The sequence below is a fragment of the Pseudomonas sp. PNPG3 genome (genome assembly GCF_023093815.1).
GTDB classification, from domain to species: domain Bacteria; phylum Pseudomonadota; class Gammaproteobacteria; order Pseudomonadales; family Pseudomonadaceae; genus Aquipseudomonas; species Aquipseudomonas asiatica.
In genome coordinates this window covers 277,950-293,063 of sequence record NZ_JALLKV010000001.1, presented here as the reverse complement: position 1 = coordinate 293,063, position 15,114 = coordinate 277,950, and the positions used below count along the sequence as shown (strand labels likewise).

Below are 15,114 nucleotides of genomic sequence, written 5' to 3'. Positions count from 1 at the left end.
GGTCAGTTCCTCCGTGCCACGCCATCCGTGCGCTCGATCCGCACCGCGTCGCCCTTGTCACCGCCCAGGCGCAGTTCGGCCGCGCCGAACAGCCGATCTACGATGTAGTACGGCGAGCGGAAGCGGTAATTCACCAGTTGCCCGTCGCCCTGCGCGCCGATGACAAACAGCGGCGGCAGCTCGCCTTGCGCGATGCCCGCCGGAAACTGGATATAGACCTTTTCGCCGTCATCGAACGCACGCAGCGGCTTCCACGGCGGATTGCTGCCGCTGATCGCGTAGCGGAAGCGCAGGTTCTCCAGCGCCAGCCCAGTATCGACCGGCGCGGCGGCGCTGGCCGCCTGCGCCTGGCGCTGCAAAGCCAGCATCCGGTCGCGTGGGTACTCCCAGGACACCGATGCCATCCACGTCTTTTCCGTCGAGGACAGCTCCAGCAGGTATGTCCTGCGGCTGGTGGTGATGACGAGATTGGTCTTGAGGCCCGAGCGGATCGGCTTGACCAGCACATTCACGCGCAAGTCGGCACCGCCGCCGCTGGACGTGTCGCCCACGATCCAGCGCACGGTATCGCCGGCGGCCACCGTCACCAGTTCCTCGCCCGGTTGCAAGGCAATCACGGTCACGCGGCCCACGGCCGCATAGACTTGGTAGAGCGCGCCATCGGTGAAGGGCCACACCTGAATCGCGTTGACATAGCCCTCGCGCGTGGGCGCGACGCGGGCCTCGGCATTGGCGCGCGAGACGCGCACCTTCTCGTCTGCCGGTTCCGGCGCGGGTTTGGCATCTTCCGCCTCGGGCACGGGCTTCAACTGTGCTGGCATCGGCAGCACCTCGGGCACGGCCACCACCTCCACCGGCGCAGGCGGCTCTGGCAGCGGCCGGGCCTGCACCGGCTCATCGAGCGAGATCACGGGCGGCGGCTTGCCTTGCGTGGCGCAGCCCGCGAACAAGACCGTCGAGGCCAGCAGGATCACCGGCAAGGCGGATTTACGGAAAAGTGCATTCATGGTCTGGCTCCTTCGGAAGAATCCAACTCACGGCTCCACGACAAGCCGTTGACGTAGATGCCCAGGGGGTTCTTGCGCAGGCGTTCTTCGGTGCGCGGCGGCTGGAGCACGATGGACACCACGGCCGTCCACCGCTCCAGTCCGGCCGCGGCACCGTTGACGTAGCGGCGTTCCGTCCAGCGCACGTTGAAAGACGTGTCGCTTGCGCGCACGACGCTGGTGATCTGCACCGTCACCGACTCCTTGCCGATGCGCGCGAACGGGTCGTTGACCCGCGCGTAGTCGTTGAGCACGGCCGCGCCCTTGTCGGTCGTGTAGTCGTAGGCGTCCAGCCAGTTCTGGCGGACGACGATGGGGTCAATGGACAGCGAGCGCACCAGCGTCACGAAGCGCGCGATGTGGTGCGCCGTCTGTGCATCGTTGGGCCGGTACGGCGTAGCGGCTTCGCCCACGGCGCGCACCTGGCCCGCGTTGTCCACCTCCACCACGTAGGGCGTCACGATGGACTGCGCCGAGCGCCACACCAAGCCACCCGCCATCAACAGTGCGAGCGTCAGGCAACCGAAGGCCATCAGCCGCCAGTTCTTCGCCTGCACGCGCGGCGTGCCGATGCGGTCGTCCCACACCTGGCCGGCAGCTTGGTACGGCGTGGCAGGCTGCGGCGTGTCGGCATAGCGCACCTGCGGTTTCTTGAATCGCATGGTCGGTTCTCCTTATGAATCGGAATCGCGCAGGCTCGGGCCTTGCCCGGAGCCGCCACCATCGCCACCGCGCAGCGCGTGGGCGGTGGTGGTCGCGGCATGGGTGAGTTGCTGGCGGCGATGCAGTCGCTCGGCCCAAGCGGGTTGTGCATTGGCTGCGCCAGCGGCCTCGCCTGCGGCGGCCTGGCTGGATGCTCCGGCTCCCCCGGCCGCGCCTGCATCGGCCGCCTGGCCGTTCCAACCAGCGCGGAACGGAGCAGCCATGCGCTGCCCGGCAGAGGAAGCACGGGAGGCAGCCGCGCGCCCTGCTGACTGCGCGCCGGTCTTGGCGACGTTGCCCAGGCCAGCCATCGCACCCTTCGCGCCACCGCCTGCGGCGGCGGAACCGGACTGGAACGCCGATTTCGCGCTGCTGGCCGTCGAGGCAGCAGCAGGCGCCATGCGTGCGCCGGCCATGACGGCGCCACCTACGCCCGTCGCGGCAGCGCCGACGGCAACGGCCGTGCCGGCTGCGCCGATAGCAGCACCGGCCATTGCGCCCGCGCCGAGCTGCGGCGCGCCGGACACCAGGCCCGTAGCGATGCCGGGGCCGAAGATGCCGAGCGCCAGCAAGGTAAGCGAGGCCAGCATGATGACCAGCGCATGGTCGATGGATGGCTCGGCGGGATGGACTTGGAACTGCGCGAACAGACCCGAGCCGATACCGACGATGACGGCCAGCACCAGCACTTTGATGCCGGCGGACACGACGTTGCCCAGCACTTTTTCGGCGAGGAACGCGGTCTTGTTCCAGAGCGCGAACGGCACCAGCACGAACCCGGCGAGTGTGGTCAGCTTGAATTCGATCAGCGTGATGAAAAGCTGGATCGCCAATACGAAGAAGCACAAGACCACGACCAGCCACGCGAGAAACATCACCGCGATGGCATCGAGATTGACGAACACCTCGGGGAAACCGGCCATCTCGCCGACCTGCTCCAGAATCGGCGCCCCGGCGTCGATGCCGGTCTTGGCGAGCCGGCCAGGCTGCAAGAAGTTCTCCATCGTGATGGCCGAGCCGGTGGCGGTGATGCCCAGCCCCGCGAACGAGCGGAACACGATGCCGGCCAACCAGTTGAAGTTGCCGATGATGTAAGCGAAGGCACCGACGTAGAGCACCTTGCGCAGCAGCTTGGCGATCACGTCCTCGCCCTGGCCGGTGGCGTGGCTCATCGCCCAATACAGCCCGGCGATGGTCATGTCGATGACGATCAGCGTGGCGGTGAGGAAGGCCACTTCGCCCTGCAACAGCCCGAAGCCCGAGTCGATGTAGGCGGCGAAGGTGTTGAGGAACTGGTCGATGATGGTCACGTCATTCATGGCGTGTCCTCTGATTCGGTGGGCGATGCCGGCGCCTCGCCATCGGCCGGTTCATCGAAGCTCGGTGGGATCGGCGGCAGGTCGGCCAGCGTTTGGTATTCATCCGGCCCGGCTTGGCCGGAGAAGAAGCGCCGCCGGAAGGCTTCGGCAGCGGCGCGGCAGGCGTCCTCGCCCGTGGCGTGCCGATCGGCTGCGCATTGCGCGCGCAATGCCTTGAGCCGCACGGGATCGGCGGCCAAGGCATCGGCAAGGTTGTCGGCCGGCTGCTCGCTGCAAGCGGCCAGCAGCGCGGCAAGCATCACAACAGACGGGGCGAGGACGCATCGCATGGCGGCCTCCCGTCAGTTGCCGTAGAAGTTCACGGGCTGCGGCGTGTACGGCGTGCCGTCACCCAGGAAACGCCGCCGCACCTCGCGGGCGCGTTCCGTAGCCGCCGCCTGCCGCGCCAGCTCCAGCGCAGTCGCCCGGTCTTGCGTGATCTGGAGCCGCTGCGACTGAATCGACTGCTTGGCCTGCAAGGCCAGCAGTTGGTTCATGGCCTGCATCGCTTGCAGCGCGCCTTCGGCCGACTGGCTCTTGCCAACGAGGTCGGCCAGCACGCTTTCGTCTTCGCCCAAGTTCTGCGACACCTGGGCCTGCATTTGCATCGTGGTCTGCAAGCCGTTGAGCGTGTTCCGCCAACGCTCCTGCGCGTCGCGGTACATCTGGTCGCCGCTGATCGTGGCGGCGTACTGCTCGGGATACAGACGCGCGAACTCCCGATCCAGATTCGTCACGTCGTAGGCCAAGCCCCTGGCCTGGGCGATCAGCCGCTCGGTCGTCGCCAGATTGGCGCGCAACTGGTTCACCACACTGGACGGCAGACTGGCGAGGTTGCGCGCCTGGTTCATCAGCATCTGCGCTTCGTTCTGGAGCTGCTGGATCTGGTTGTTGATCTGCTCCAGCGTGCGGATCGCGGTCAGCGTGTTCTGCACGAGGTTCGTGGGATCGACCACGACCCATTGCGCATGGGCGGTGGCGGTGCAAAGCATGGCCGCGACAGCGGCGGCGATTAGGCGCTTCTTCATGACAGGCTCTCCTGTGGGTGGTCGGTGGTACGGAGGGAACCCGGCGCAAGGCCGGGGAACGAGGGCAGCAGGTCGGCCGCCCAATCGAGGCCGCGATGGCGCAGCCAGGCGCCCGCGAAGCCGGGTACGCCGGCATCCAGCAGCATGCGATCCATGTCGCGCTGGTCTTGCGGTGTGGAAGCGCCGGCGAAGGCCAGCGTCGCCGGCCCCAGGTCGAGGTCGAACAGGCGATTGCCGAGACGGGATTGGTAGTAGTAGTCGCGCTTGGGCTGCGCGGTGGCGACGATCTCGATCTGCCGGCTGTTGAGGCCGAAGCCCTGATAGATCGTGCGAATCTGCGGCTCTGTCGCCTGCGGGTTCGGCAGGAAGATGCGGATGGCGCAGCTCTCGATGATCGCGGACGCAATGCTGGAGTTCTGAATGTCCGCAAGGCTCTGCGTGGCGAAGATGACGCTGACGTTCTTCTTGCGCAGCGTCTTGAGCCACTGGCGGATGCGCGCGGCGAACATCGGGTCGTCCAGGAACAGCCAGGACTCATCGAGGATCAGCAAGGTCGGTGCGCCGTCGAACCGCTCATCGAAGCGCGCAAACAGATAGCCCAGCACCGACCGCACGGCGGCGGGGCTGCCCATCAGTTCTTCCATCTCGAAGCACTGCACGTCTGCCGTGCCCAGCCGGTCGTGATCGGCATCCAGCAACTTGCCGTGGGCGCCACCGAGCACGTAGGGCGCGAGCGCCTGGCGTAGCGCGTTCGATTGCAGCAGCACGGAAAGCCCAGTCATCGTGCGCTGCTCCACTGGAGCACCGGCAAGGCTGCCGATCGCCGACCAGATGGCCGCCTTCTCGTCGGGGCCAATCGTCACGCCTTCGTGCAGCAGACGGCCCTCGATCCATTCCGCCGCCCAGGTGCGGTAGCCATCGCGGTCGATGCGCGCGAGCGGCTGAAACGCGATACCGCCATCGACGCCCAGGTCGTAGTGCTCACCACCCAAGCCCAGGATCGTGGCGCGCATCGAGCGCCCCATGTCGAAGGCGAAGATGCGTGAGCGCAGATAGCGACGAAACTGCATCGCCAGCACGGCCAGAAATGCGGACTTGCCCATGCCGGTCGGGCCGACCACGGCCATGTGCCCCACGTCGCCGATATGCGTGACCAGCCGGAACGGCGTAGCGCCATCGGTGCGGGTGACGATGGCCGGCGGCCCGTCGAGGTGCGCGTTCTTCTCTGGCCCGGCCCACACCGCCGACACCGGCATCATGTGAGCCAGGTTCAGCGTCGAGACGATGGGCTGGCGCACGTTCGCGTAGGAGTTGCCGGGGATCGAGGACAGCCACGCATCCACGGCGTTGAGCGTTTCGGGGATGGTGACGAAGCCGCGTCCCTGGATGACACGCTCCACCATGCGCAGTTTCTCGTCCGCCACGGCGGCGTCTGCGTCCATGACGGTGACGGTCGCCGTCAGGTAGCCGAAGGCAACTTGGTCGCTGCCCAACTCCTGCAAGGCGGCGTCGGCGTCGGCCGCCTTGTTGTTGGCGTCGGTGTCCACCAGCGGGCTTTCCTGCTGGAAGATCGTTTCGCGCAGCAGCGCGATGACGTTCTTGCGTTTGGCGAACCACTGGCGGCGCAGGCGTCCCAACTCCCGTTCCGCCTCGGCTTTGTCGAGGCAGAGAAAGCGCGTGCTCCAGCGATACGCAAAGCCCAGGCGGTTGAGGTCGTCCAGAATCCCCGGCCAGGTCGAAGTCGGGAAGCCCCGCACAGACACCACGCGCAGGTGCTGGTCGCCCAGCATGGGCGCCAGGCCACCGACCAGTGCGGAATCGGTCAGCAGCGCGTCGATGTGGAACGGCACTTCGGGCACGCCGACGCGGTAGCGTCGCGTCGAGATGGTGGCGTGCAGGTAGGTCAGCGTCTGGCTGTCATCGAGCCAGGCGATTTCCGGCATCACGCCATCAAGCAGATCGAAGACGCGGTCCGTCTCCGCGACGAACGCTTGCAACCGCTCGCGCCAGTCCACGCCTTCGGTGGGCCGGTTCTCGTACAGCATTCCCGCCGCGCGGGCGCGCGATTCCTCGGGCGGTAGGTACACCAGCGTCAGGTGATAGCCGCTCTCGAAGTGGTTGCCCAAGTCCTCGAAGGTCGCGCGGCGTTCCTCGTCCACCAGCCACGACAGCGGCTCGGGAAACTCCGAGTGCGGATAGTCGGCAGCGGGTCGGCGCTCGGCCTCGATGAACAGCGCCCAGCCCGAACCCAGGCGGCGCAGCGCGTTGTTCAAGCGCGCCGACGTGGCGATCAGCTCGCCTTGCGTCGCGCTGTCGAGGTCAGGCCCGCGAAACCGGGTCGTGCGCTGGAAACTGCCGTCCTTGTTCAAGACGACGCCCGACGCGACCAACCCGGCCCACGGCAGCCAGTCGGCGAGCAAGGCCGGGCGCTGGCGATATTCGGCAAGGTTCAGCATTTAGGCATCCCCTACACGTCCAGCAGCGGGCGGTGCTTGATGTGCCGGGCGAACACGGACATGAATTGCGGATCGACGCGCGCACCCCAGACCGCCAGCGAATGACCGACTATCCAGAGCACGACGCCAGGAATCCACAGTTGCAGGCCCAGCCCGACGGCGGCGGCCAGCGTGCCGTTGGCAATCGCCACGGTGCGCGGTGCGCCGCCCAGCAGGATCGGCTCGGTGAGCGAGCGATGCAGCGGCACCTCGAACCCGGCCGCGAAGCTGTCCGGGCCGCTCATACGACAGCCCCGCCAGAGAACGAAAAGAACGACAGGAAGAACGAGGACGCAGCGAAGGCGATGCTCAAGCCGAACACGATCTGGATCAGCTTGCGAAAGCCGCCCGACGTGTCGCCGAACGCGAGCGCGAGGCCGGTGGCGATGATGATGATGACCGCGACGATGCGCGCCACCGGCCCCTGGATGGATTCGAGGATGGATTGCAGCGGGCCTTCCCACGGCATCGAGGAACCGGCGGCCTGCGCGGTTCCGGCCAAAAACAGCAGCAGCGCGGCCAGCAGCAGCCCTTGCTCCGCAGGGCGGGCCAGGCTGCGCAACCGCGCCAGGTTGGACGGGTGCGAAGGCGGATTTACGGAAACACGGAAAGCAGGAACGGTCGTCTGCGTCATGGCAGTTCTCCAAGTGAGTCAGGGGATGGGGAAGTCGCCGCAGCGGGTGCGGCATCGGAAACGGGCGGCAGCTCGGGAAACGGCGCGTCCATCGCGTCCGCCAGTTGGTAGCCCACGCCGTCGAAGCCGACGACGCGGGCGATGCTCTCGATGCGGCGCTTGCGCCCGCGCCCGGCGATGTGGATCACCACGTTGACCGCCTCGGCGATCAGCGCACGGGGCGGATTCACCGCCACTTCGAGAATCAGTTGCTCCAGGCGCAGCAGCGCGCCGAGCGCGGAGCCGGCATGGATCGTGGCGATGCCGCCGGGGTGGCCCGTGCCCCACACCTTGATGAGATCCAGCGCCTCGGCGCCGCGCACCTCGCCGACGACGACACGATCCGGGCGCAGGCGCATGGACGAACGCACCAGCTCCGTCATGGACACCACGCCTGCGCGCGTGCGCAGCGGTACGTGGTCGCGGGCCGCGCATTGCAGCTCCACCGTGTCTTCGAGCACCAGCACGCGGTCGCCGGTGGCGGCGATCTCCGCGAGCAAGGCATTGGCGAGCGTGGTCTTGCCGCTGCTGGTGGCGCCGGCGATCAATACGTTCTGCCGCTCGCGCACCGCGCGAACGAGAAAGCCCGCCTGGGCGCTGGTCATCATCCCGTCGAGGACGTACCGCTCCAGCGGGATCACGCCGATGGCCCGCTTGCGCAGCGCGAAGGCCGGCCCCGGTGCAGCCGGCGGCAAAATGCCCTCGAAGCGTTCGCCAGTTTCGGGCAGCTCGGCCGACAGCAGCGGTTGGCCGCGATGGACTTCCGCGCCCACATGGGCTGCGACAAGGCGGATGATCCGCTCGCCATCGGCCTCGGGCATCTCCACACCCATCGGTGCGCGGCCCGACGAAAGGCGGTCCACCCAAAGGGTGCGGTCGGGGTTGAGCATCACCTCCACCACGTCCGGGTCTTCGAGCGCGGTGGCGATCAGCGGCCCCATCGCAGTGCGCAGCATCTGGATGCGGCGGTCGAGCGACGTGGCGCTCATGGACTGCGGAGCGGCGCTCATGACGCACGCTCCTGCGCTTGCGCGGCTGCCGCCGCGTCCTCCATCCGCATCGGATCGGGGTGCAGTTCTTCCACCACGTCGCGCACCAGGCTGCGCCCGCGCAGCAGGTGGCGGCCCAACTGCTCAACGAACTGCTCGAAGCGCGCTTTGCCCTGGGCGCGAGCGGCGTCTTGGTGCGCCTCGGGAACAGGCGTGCTGACGGTCAGGTAGTAGCGAATGAACAGCGCCAGCGTCTCGATCTGGATGTTCTGGTCGCGCTCCAGGCGCTCGGTCTGACGCGACAGGCGATCCAGCCGCTTGGCGATGGCCGCCTCGCGCTGGTCTGCTGCGTCCGGCGACAGCCAGGACGCCAAGGCAGCGGCGACGATGGACGACTTGGACACGCCTTTCTTGGCGGCCAGCTCGCCCAGGCGCTTGGCGTGCTCCGGCTGGATGAACAGGTTGAGGCGGTAGTGGCTCATAGCTCGATTCCGTCGTTGGGGTCGAGAGAAGCCAGCCGCGCCGTGCGCTGCATGGCTGGGTCAAGCTGGCGAGGAAGGGGAAGCGGCAGGTCGTCGTCGTCATCGAGCAGCGCGAGGTCGGCCGCAGGCGCGGCCAGCTCGGGGGCATAGGCAACGGCTTCGGAGAGTTCGGGCTGACGGCGCGGGCCTCCGTCGTCGGCAGAGGCAGCGAAGCCCTCGGCGGTATCGGCCGCAGGCGTGACGGGCACGGCGGGAATTGCCAGGCCGCTCCAGTCGTCAGGCCGCGATGGCGGCGCATCTGCGTACTGCCCGTCCGCCAGTGCAGGCGGTGGCAACACGCGGCGCTTGAAATTGCTGTCCGCGTAGTAGCGCAGCTTCTTCGCCTTGATCGGCGCCACGCTGGACACCATCACCACGGCTTCGTCAGGCGGAAGCTGCATCACCTCGCCCGGCGTCAGCAGCGGGCGAGCCGTCTCCTGACGCGACACCATGAGGTGCCCCAGCCACGGCGCGAGCCTGTGGCCGGCATAGTTGCGCTGCGCGCGCAGCTCGGTCGCGGTGCCCAGAGTCTCGGAAATACGCTTGGCCGTGCGTTCGTCGTTCGTCGCAAACGTCACGCGCACATGGCAGTTGTCCAGAATCGAATGGTTCTGGCCGTAGGCTTTGTCGATCTGGTTGAGCGACTGCGCAATGAGGAAGCTGCGGATGCCGTAGCCGGCCATGAAGGCCAAGGCCGTCTCGAAGAAGTCCAGGCGCCCCAGCGCCGGAAACTCGTCGAGCATCAGCAGCAGCTTGTGGCGGCGCTCGATGCCGTCGGAGCCATCGAGCGATTCGGTGAGGCGCCGTCCGATCTGGTTGAGGATCAGGCGGATCAGCGGCTTCGTGCGCGATATGTCCGAAGGCGGCACCACCAGGTACAGCGACACCGGATGCTCTGACGCAATCAGGTCGGCGATGCGCCAGTCGCAGCTCGAGGTGACTTCGGCCACCGTGGGGTCGCGGTACAGGCCGAGGAACGACATGGCGGTGCTCAACACACCGGAACGCTCGTTGTCCGACTTGTTGAGCACTTCGCGCGCCGCCGAAGCAACGACAGGATGCGGGCCATCGCCCAGGTGGGGCGTGGTCATCATCCGGTGCAAGGTCAGCTCGAAGGGGCTGGCCGGGTCGGACAGGAAGTTGGCGACGCCGCGCAGCGTCTTGTCCTCGCCCGCGTAGAGCACATGCAGAATGGCGCCGACCAGCAGCGCGTGCGAGGTCTTTTCCCAATGGTTGCGCTTCTCCAGCGCGCCTTCGGGATCGACCAGAATGTCCGCGATGTTCTGCACGTCGCGCACTTCATGCGCGCCGCGCCGAACCTCCAGCAGCGGGTTGTAGGCCGCCGACTTCGCATCCGTGGGGTTGAACAGCAGGCAATGCGAGAAGCGCGAGCGCCAGCCTGCGGTGATCTGCCAGTTCTCGCCCTTGATGTCGTGGATGACGGCCGACGCCGGCCAAGACAGCAACGTCGGCACTACAAGGCCCACGCCCTTGCCCGAGCGCGTGGGCGCGAAGGTCAGGACATGTTCCGGGCCCTCATGGCGCAGGTACTGGCGATCGTGCTGGCCCAGGAACACGCCGGCAGGCTGCGTGAGGCCAGCCCTGCGAATGTCCTGAGCGCTCGCCCAGCGCGCAGAGCCGTAGGTCGTGACCAGGCGCGCTTGGCGCGAGCGCCAGACCGACATGGCGATGGCGACGACCACGGCGACCATGCCGCTGGCGCCGGCAATGGCGCCGCCGGTGTCGAACACCTCCGGTGCATAGGCGCCGAAGAAGAACCACCACTCAAACAGCTTCCACGGGTGGTAGATCGACGTGCCAAGGAAGTCGAACCAGGGCGAGCCAAGGCGTAGTTGGTAGCCAAGGGCCGCTGCTGTCCATTGTGTGGCGCCCCACACGCCGGCGATCACGATGCCGAATACCACGGCGATCTGACCGAACAGCACGTTCGTCCCTTGCATGACCTGGCCTCCGATTTCTCCTGCGCTGATTCCTCATGGAAGAAACGGCACAAGGACGTGCCGCAGGCGTCAGGATCGGTGCCGGGTCAGTGCCGGTCAAAGACTGTTTTAAGCAGAAAGGTCGAGCAAAAAGAAAGAATTAGTGCTGTATCGAATCAAGGTAAAGCATCGCAAACGCAAGTGCGTTGCAGCGTGTTGAACAGAAAATCTAGGCGATGCGGCGAGCCGCCAAAAATCAGAACTTCGGCGTCTCTTTCGGCGGCGTGTAGGGAGTTTTACCGTCGCCATAGAACCGCTTTCGCGTGGCCTCGGCCACGCGGTTGCACAGCACGTCGCCCAGCGTGGGGCGGTCGGTCTTGCATTGCTGGCGCAACTCTTTGAGTCGTTCGGGGTTGGCCGCCAGTTCTTCCATCGTTGGGATGTTTGCTGCGGAATCAGCAGGTTTCTGAGATGTTTCGGATTGGCCGCAGGCACACAACGCGGCTGCAAGCAGGAACGGGATGATCGATTTCATGGCATCAATTCTTCCGGCGGGTCAGATCTGCGGCCACGAATGGGCCTAGGAATTTCCAGCAATTCGATGGTCTGTACGCGCTCAATGAACCGTGCCAGTTCGTCGGACGGATTGCCGTCCAGACGAAGCAAGTAGGTCGTCAGCGGCGGCACGCGCGACGCCAGCGGTCGTGCCACCACCCCTGGTTCACGGCTGGTGGCAATGTGTGCAGCACCCGCCAGTCCAAGCGCGAAGCCGGCCGATACCAGCGCCATCATCAGATCGCACGTAGCAACTCGTTCTGCGATCAGCGGCTCCATGTCGGCACGACGCAGCACTCGTTCAACATGCTTGGCGTGGCCTTCACACACTTGCGGGTCGCACAAGACCAGTGGGTAACGCAGCAATTCGTCCAGAGGGATGCGCTTGTGGGCGAGCAGCGGATGCCGATCGGGAACTGCCACCATGAGCGCGTCGCTCCAAGCAGGTAAGGTGACGATGCCATCTCCAACCTCGTCGGATTGGGCAAACCCTACGTCGTACAGATCATCATGCAGCCCTTTGATCTGCTGCGATAGCGGTACCTCGAAGAAGCGGATTTCGACCTCTGGTTCTTCCGGGTATCCGGATTTAATGGTTGATGGGGCTCCTTCACCCCACCAACCTTATACCACCCTCAGATGGTTGATAGATCGACCCCGTAATTGAGTTCCTCTGCGAAATCCGACAGTCCGTAACAGATGGTTTTCTTGTAGAATGGAGAGACCTTCGCAGTTGAGGCCTTCTTCTTGTGCTTCGTGGTGTAGAGCATTCGTGCCCGCATCACCTCGAAGGAGTAACCACGCCCTTCACGGTTCTTGTCCTTGGCCAGTCGGTTGATGGATTCCGTGTAAGCATTGGTGACGGGCATATCCGTCTCGAAGTAGGTCATGATCTCTTCGCGCCAGTTGCCCACCGCTCTGACCAGATCGCTCCAGATTTCCTTCTGGCCTTTCGGGACGGTGGCTATCCACTCGTCCAGGGCGGCTTCTGCCTGGGAGCGCGTGATGGCATCCCAGATGCCGTAGAAGTGCTCCTTGTGCTCGTAGGCGGCCAGCAGTTGCGGGAATGCGCCTGTCCAGGTCTCCATGATCAGCCGCTCTCGGTCTGAGACTTCGTGAGCGCGTTTCAGCAGGATTTTCCGGTCTCCCTTGAGGGTTCGGCTCTGGGAGGGTTTCAGCTCCTTTCTTAGGCCCTTGCGCACCTTCTCCAAGGCATCATTGGCCATGCGCACCACATGGAATTTATCGACCACGATACGGGCCTGTGGTAGCACCGTCTTGACCGCCGTACGGTAGGGGTTCCACATGTCCATGCTGACGATCTCGACCTTCTGCCGGTCTTTCAGCTTCATCAGGTAGTTGGTCACCAAGTCCTGCCGGCGGGTGGTCAGCAGGTCGAGCAGGGTTCTCTCCTCGATGTTGGTCAGAATGCAGCGGTAGCGCTTGTTCAGGTACAGCTCGTCTATACCCAGAATGCGAGGCGTCTCGAATCGGTGCCAGCGCCCCAGGAACTCGGCGCGAGCGCTGAAGATGTCGCGTACCGTCTTCTCGTCCAGGCCAGTCTGCGCCGCCACGAAGGTGTAGGGGTGGTTGAAGGATTCTTTCTCCACGTACTCATGCAGCCGCCGCGTCATGCGGAAGCCGTCCACCATCTCCGGTAGCTGGGGCCTGAAGGAGGTCTTGCAGGCCCGGCAGGTGTACCGGCGACGAACCACCCAGAGGGTGACCCGCTTGCCGTGGATGGGCAAATCACGATAAGGAACATCACGCTTGCCGAACCGCACGATTTCACCCTGCACGCCACATTTCTCGCACGCGATGGGATCGGGTGCGTCCACCTGGAAGTGCATTTCGTCGTCTGTCGACTTGGAGTCCCTGACCTCATAATTTGAGAGGTTAATAAGGCCAGTAACGAGACCCATCATTAATAACCTCGATGTCAGGCGCTGGATAGTTTCATTAACACCAACCCTGAAACAATGAGGATCGCAGCAATGATTCTCGCTGCATTAACCGGTTCAGCCAAAAATGCGATTCCGACAAGAAAAGCGCCTACAGCTCCTATTCCCGTCCAGATTGTGTAGGCAGTTCCGAGTGGAATAGTTCGCATGGCGACTGCTAACAGCCAGAAGCTGGCCACCATTGTAGAAATCGTGATGATCGATGGTAAGAGCCGACTGAAGCCATGAGATTGCTTCATTGTGTAAGCCCACACAATCTCAAGGACACCGGCACCGAGAAGATATACCCAAGGCATTGACCCCTCCGAAATATAACGGGGCCAGGTCGTCCTGGTCATTACTTCCCAAGGTGGGGGAGGTCGTCCTCCTATAGATGGACTGATACTAACCCGCGAAGGGAGGCTGATCAACCATATTCTCCGGTGAGAAAGTGGGAATTACAGGCTGCCAGCAAAGGAGATATCAACCAGATATTCCGGTTACCCGGAAAAACCCATTAAGGGTCGCCGTGAGGTGCTGGGCTCACTGGCGCTGAGTAAAACGGCGATGGCGACATCGGGCGACTATCGCCATTGGCGCGAGCGTGATGGCAGCGTGTTCTCCCACACGATGGACCCCTATCTGGGGGCACCTCTTGCCTCTGATCTGGCTTCGGTATCGGTACTTTGCGCCAGTTGCATGTACGCCGATGCGTGGGCGACCGCACTGATGGTGTTGGGCGTGGAGCGCGGTACGCAGGTGGCCACAGCGAGAGGCCTCAGTGCGATTTTTGTTGTCCGCGAAGGCGAGGAGTTGCGTGAGGTGATGGTCGGGTTCTAAGGCACCAGACGGGTTGGAACTGCGTGGGTTTTGCCTGTTGCGCAGAAGTCGGTATGGTTAAGCCCTTTCATCCCTCGCGCAACGGAGAACCCCGATGAGCCTGCACGGCGACTACGACAACCAAAACATCTTTGCCAAGATCATCCGCGGTGAAGCACCTTGCTACAAGGTCTATGAAGATGACGATGTGCTGGCCTTTCTCGATGTATTTCCACAGTCGTTCGGGCATACGCTGGTCATCCCCAAGCGCGCGGCGGCCCGTAACCTGCTGGAAGTGGATGCCGACAGCCTGACCAAGGTCATCACCGTTGTGCAGATGCTGACCAAAGCGCTGGTGGCTGAGCTGCAGCCTGCTGGCGTACAAGTGGCGCAGTTCAATGGCGCGCCGGCCGGGCAAACGGTGTTTCATCTGCACATGCACATCGTCCCGCGTTTTGAAGGCGAGGCGCTGGCCGTGCATGCCGGTGGCAAGGCAGAGCCCGAAGCGCTGGCCGCACTGCAGGCCCGTATCGTTGCACGTCTGGCCGCGTGACCCCGGACGGACCAAAACGGCTCTGTACCCCCTTGTTCGGTGCCCATGGAGGGCGATTATGCGATTGATTGCGGCGGTTTTACCGGTGGTGCTGTTGGCGGGCTGTTCTTCGTGGCAGCCCGAGGCTGAGTACATCAAACCTGTACCGGCTGAACGTTTGCTGGGCTATCAGGCACCGCTGACGCAAGGCGGCCAGTTGACCGTCAACCGTGATTTCGGCGGCATGGGCGGCGGGTGTTACGTGGCCATTCTGGTCGATCGACAAGTGGCCGCGCGGATTGGCGTCGGCGAGCAGGCGCAGTTTCAAGTACCGGCCGGCACGCGGGTGCTCGGCATCGGCATCGATGAAATGGATGACACCTTGTGCGGCAAAGGCCGCCTGCGCCGCGAACTGGCTGTGAAGGTTACGCCGGGCACGCAGCAGCAGTTCCGCATCCTCAGCGACAACCGCAAGGGCTTTGATATTGTGCCGTTGACGCCGTGAGGCAGTGCCCG

At 64.7% G+C, this 15,114-nt stretch carries 17 protein-coding genes and 1 pseudogene; 3 read left to right on the top strand and 15 right to left on the bottom strand.

All coding sequences use genetic code 11. The features are described from left to right. Window positions 1-2: 2 nt before the first annotated feature. From trbG to MJ643_RS01295, 15 genes and pseudogenes are all read right to left on the bottom strand, one after another. A complete protein-coding gene (trbG, locus tag MJ643_RS01365) occupies window positions 3-1,007 on the bottom strand; it encodes a P-type conjugative transfer protein TrbG (protein WP_146537826.1) in 1,005 nt (334 codons plus the stop codon). Then, the gene (trbF, locus tag MJ643_RS01360) at window positions 1,004-1,708 is read right to left on the bottom strand and encodes a conjugal transfer protein TrbF (protein WP_146537825.1); all 705 of its coding nucleotides are present in this window, start codon (window positions 1,706-1,708) and stop codon (window positions 1,004-1,006) included. The genes trbG and trbF overlap by 4 nt, the downstream gene beginning before the upstream one ends. A 12-nt stretch (window positions 1,709-1,720) precedes the next feature. Next, the gene (gene trbL / locus MJ643_RS01355) at window positions 1,721-3,067 is read right to left on the bottom strand and encodes a P-type conjugative transfer protein TrbL (protein ID WP_146537824.1); all 1,347 of its coding nucleotides are present in this window, start codon (window positions 3,065-3,067) and stop codon (window positions 1,721-1,723) included. After that, window positions 3,064-3,396: a hypothetical protein gene (locus tag MJ643_RS01350; protein ID WP_146537823.1), complete on the bottom strand. Its 333-nt coding sequence runs from the start codon at window positions 3,394-3,396 to the stop codon at window positions 3,064-3,066. The genes trbL and MJ643_RS01350 overlap by 4 nt, the downstream gene beginning before the upstream one ends. 12 nt (window positions 3,397-3,408) lie before the next feature. After that, on the bottom strand, window positions 3,409-4,134 hold the full coding sequence (gene trbJ / locus MJ643_RS01345) for a P-type conjugative transfer protein TrbJ (protein WP_146537822.1): 726 nt from the start codon (window positions 4,132-4,134) through the stop codon (window positions 3,409-3,411). Next, on the bottom strand, window positions 4,131-6,590 hold the full coding sequence (gene trbE, locus MJ643_RS01340) for a conjugal transfer protein TrbE (RefSeq protein WP_146537821.1): 2,460 nt from the start codon (window positions 6,588-6,590) through the stop codon (window positions 4,131-4,133). Before trbE ends, trbJ begins: the two co-directional genes overlap by 4 nt. Before the next feature lie 11 nt (window positions 6,591-6,601). After that, window positions 6,602-6,874 carry a VirB3 family type IV secretion system protein gene (locus MJ643_RS01335; protein ID WP_146537820.1) on the bottom strand — a complete coding sequence of 91 codons (273 nt, stop codon included), beginning with the start codon at window positions 6,872-6,874 and terminating at the stop codon, window positions 6,602-6,604. Next, entirely contained in the window at window positions 6,871-7,263 is a 393-nt protein-coding gene (locus MJ643_RS01330) for a TrbC/VirB2 family protein (RefSeq protein ID WP_146537819.1), read from the bottom strand. Before MJ643_RS01330 ends, MJ643_RS01335 begins: the two co-directional genes overlap by 4 nt. Continuing rightward, complete coding sequence (trbB, locus tag MJ643_RS01325) at window positions 7,260-8,312, bottom strand: P-type conjugative transfer ATPase TrbB (protein ID WP_146537818.1); 1,053 nt, start codon at window positions 8,310-8,312, stop codon at window positions 7,260-7,262. Before trbB ends, MJ643_RS01330 begins: the two co-directional genes overlap by 4 nt. Then, window positions 8,309-8,773: a CopG family transcriptional regulator gene (locus tag MJ643_RS01320; protein WP_146537817.1), complete on the bottom strand. Its 465-nt coding sequence runs from the start codon at window positions 8,771-8,773 to the stop codon at window positions 8,309-8,311. Before MJ643_RS01320 ends, trbB begins: the two co-directional genes overlap by 4 nt. Beyond that, window positions 8,770-10,773 carry a conjugal transfer protein TraG gene (locus MJ643_RS01315; RefSeq protein ID WP_247726585.1) on the bottom strand — a complete coding sequence of 668 codons (2,004 nt, stop codon included), beginning with the start codon at window positions 10,771-10,773 and terminating at the stop codon, window positions 8,770-8,772. The genes MJ643_RS01320 and MJ643_RS01315 overlap by 4 nt, the downstream gene beginning before the upstream one ends. A gap of 235 nt (window positions 10,774-11,008) precedes the next feature. Then, complete coding sequence (locus MJ643_RS01310; protein WP_146537816.1) at window positions 11,009-11,287, bottom strand: entry exclusion lipoprotein TrbK; 279 nt, start codon at window positions 11,285-11,287, stop codon at window positions 11,009-11,011. Beyond that, window positions 11,284-11,883, bottom strand: a pseudogene (locus tag MJ643_RS01305) (LysR family substrate-binding domain-containing protein); the annotation flags it as partial. The gene MJ643_RS01310 and the pseudogene MJ643_RS01305, both read right to left, overlap by 4 nt. Before the next feature lie 59 nt (window positions 11,884-11,942). Beyond that, window positions 11,943-13,232 carry an ISL3 family transposase gene (locus MJ643_RS01300; protein WP_023343400.1) on the bottom strand — a complete coding sequence of 430 codons (1,290 nt, stop codon included), beginning with the start codon at window positions 13,230-13,232 and terminating at the stop codon, window positions 11,943-11,945. Window positions 13,233-13,246: 14 nt separating this feature from the next. After that, on the bottom strand, window positions 13,247-13,564 hold the full coding sequence (locus MJ643_RS01295) for a multidrug efflux SMR transporter (RefSeq protein WP_146537815.1): 318 nt from the start codon (window positions 13,562-13,564) through the stop codon (window positions 13,247-13,249). A gap of 148 nt (window positions 13,565-13,712) precedes the next feature. Here MJ643_RS01295 and MJ643_RS01290 point away from each other — a divergent pair, with 148 nt between their 5' ends. The 3 genes from MJ643_RS01290 to MJ643_RS01280 all read left to right on the top strand — a co-directional run bounded on the left by MJ643_RS01290 (window position 13,713) and on the right by MJ643_RS01280 (window position 15,103). Continuing rightward, complete coding sequence (locus tag MJ643_RS01290) at window positions 13,713-14,087, top strand: FAD:protein FMN transferase (protein ID WP_077255916.1); 375 nt, start codon at window positions 13,713-13,715, stop codon at window positions 14,085-14,087. Between the two features lie 94 nt (window positions 14,088-14,181). Beyond that, a complete protein-coding gene (locus MJ643_RS01285; RefSeq protein ID WP_042938790.1) occupies window positions 14,182-14,619 on the top strand; it encodes an HIT family protein in 438 nt (145 codons plus the stop codon). Window positions 14,620-14,677: 58 nt separating this feature from the next. Further along, window positions 14,678-15,103, top strand: coding sequence for a hypothetical protein (locus MJ643_RS01280; RefSeq protein WP_042938792.1), 426 nt, complete (start codon window positions 14,678-14,680; stop codon window positions 15,101-15,103). Window positions 15,104-15,114: the final 11 nt, after the last annotated feature.

Coding starts and splice junctions, on each gene's coding strand:
- MJ643_RS01335 (WP_146537820.1), bottom strand. CDS start 6,874: ATGAGCGGCCCGGACAGCTTCGCGGCCGGGTTCGAGGTGCCGCTGCAT.
- trbG (WP_146537826.1), bottom strand. CDS start 1,007: ATGAATGCACTTTTCCGTAAATCCGCCTTGCCGGTGATCCTGCTGGCC.
- MJ643_RS01315 (WP_247726585.1), bottom strand. CDS start 10,773: ATGCAAGGGACGAACGTGCTGTTCGGTCAGATCGCCGTGGTATTCGGC.
- trbL (WP_146537824.1), bottom strand. CDS start 3,067: ATGAATGACGTGACCATCATCGACCAGTTCCTCAACACCTTCGCCGCC.
- MJ643_RS01350 (WP_146537823.1), bottom strand. CDS start 3,396: ATGCGATGCGTCCTCGCCCCGTCTGTTGTGATGCTTGCCGCGCTGCTG.
- trbE (WP_146537821.1), bottom strand. CDS start 6,590: ATGCTGAACCTTGCCGAATATCGCCAGCGCCCGGCCTTGCTCGCCGAC.
- MJ643_RS01310 (WP_146537816.1), bottom strand. CDS start 11,287: ATGAAATCGATCATCCCGTTCCTGCTTGCAGCCGCGTTGTGTGCCTGC.
- MJ643_RS01330 (WP_146537819.1), bottom strand. CDS start 7,263: ATGACGCAGACGACCGTTCCTGCTTTCCGTGTTTCCGTAAATCCGCCT.
- trbB (WP_146537818.1), bottom strand. CDS start 8,312: ATGAGCGCCGCTCCGCAGTCCATGAGCGCCACGTCGCTCGACCGCCGC.
- trbF (WP_146537825.1), bottom strand. CDS start 1,708: ATGCGATTCAAGAAACCGCAGGTGCGCTATGCCGACACGCCGCAGCCT.
- MJ643_RS01280 (WP_042938792.1), top strand. CDS start 14,678: ATGCGATTGATTGCGGCGGTTTTACCGGTGGTGCTGTTGGCGGGCTGT.
- MJ643_RS01300 (WP_023343400.1), bottom strand. CDS start 13,232: ATGATGGGTCTCGTTACTGGCCTTATTAACCTCTCAAATTATGAGGTC.
- MJ643_RS01285 (WP_042938790.1), top strand. CDS start 14,182: ATGAGCCTGCACGGCGACTACGACAACCAAAACATCTTTGCCAAGATC.
- MJ643_RS01295 (WP_146537815.1), bottom strand. CDS start 13,564: ATGCCTTGGGTATATCTTCTCGGTGCCGGTGTCCTTGAGATTGTGTGG.
- trbJ (WP_146537822.1), bottom strand. CDS start 4,134: ATGAAGAAGCGCCTAATCGCCGCCGCTGTCGCGGCCATGCTTTGCACC.
- MJ643_RS01320 (WP_146537817.1), bottom strand. CDS start 8,773: ATGAGCCACTACCGCCTCAACCTGTTCATCCAGCCGGAGCACGCCAAG.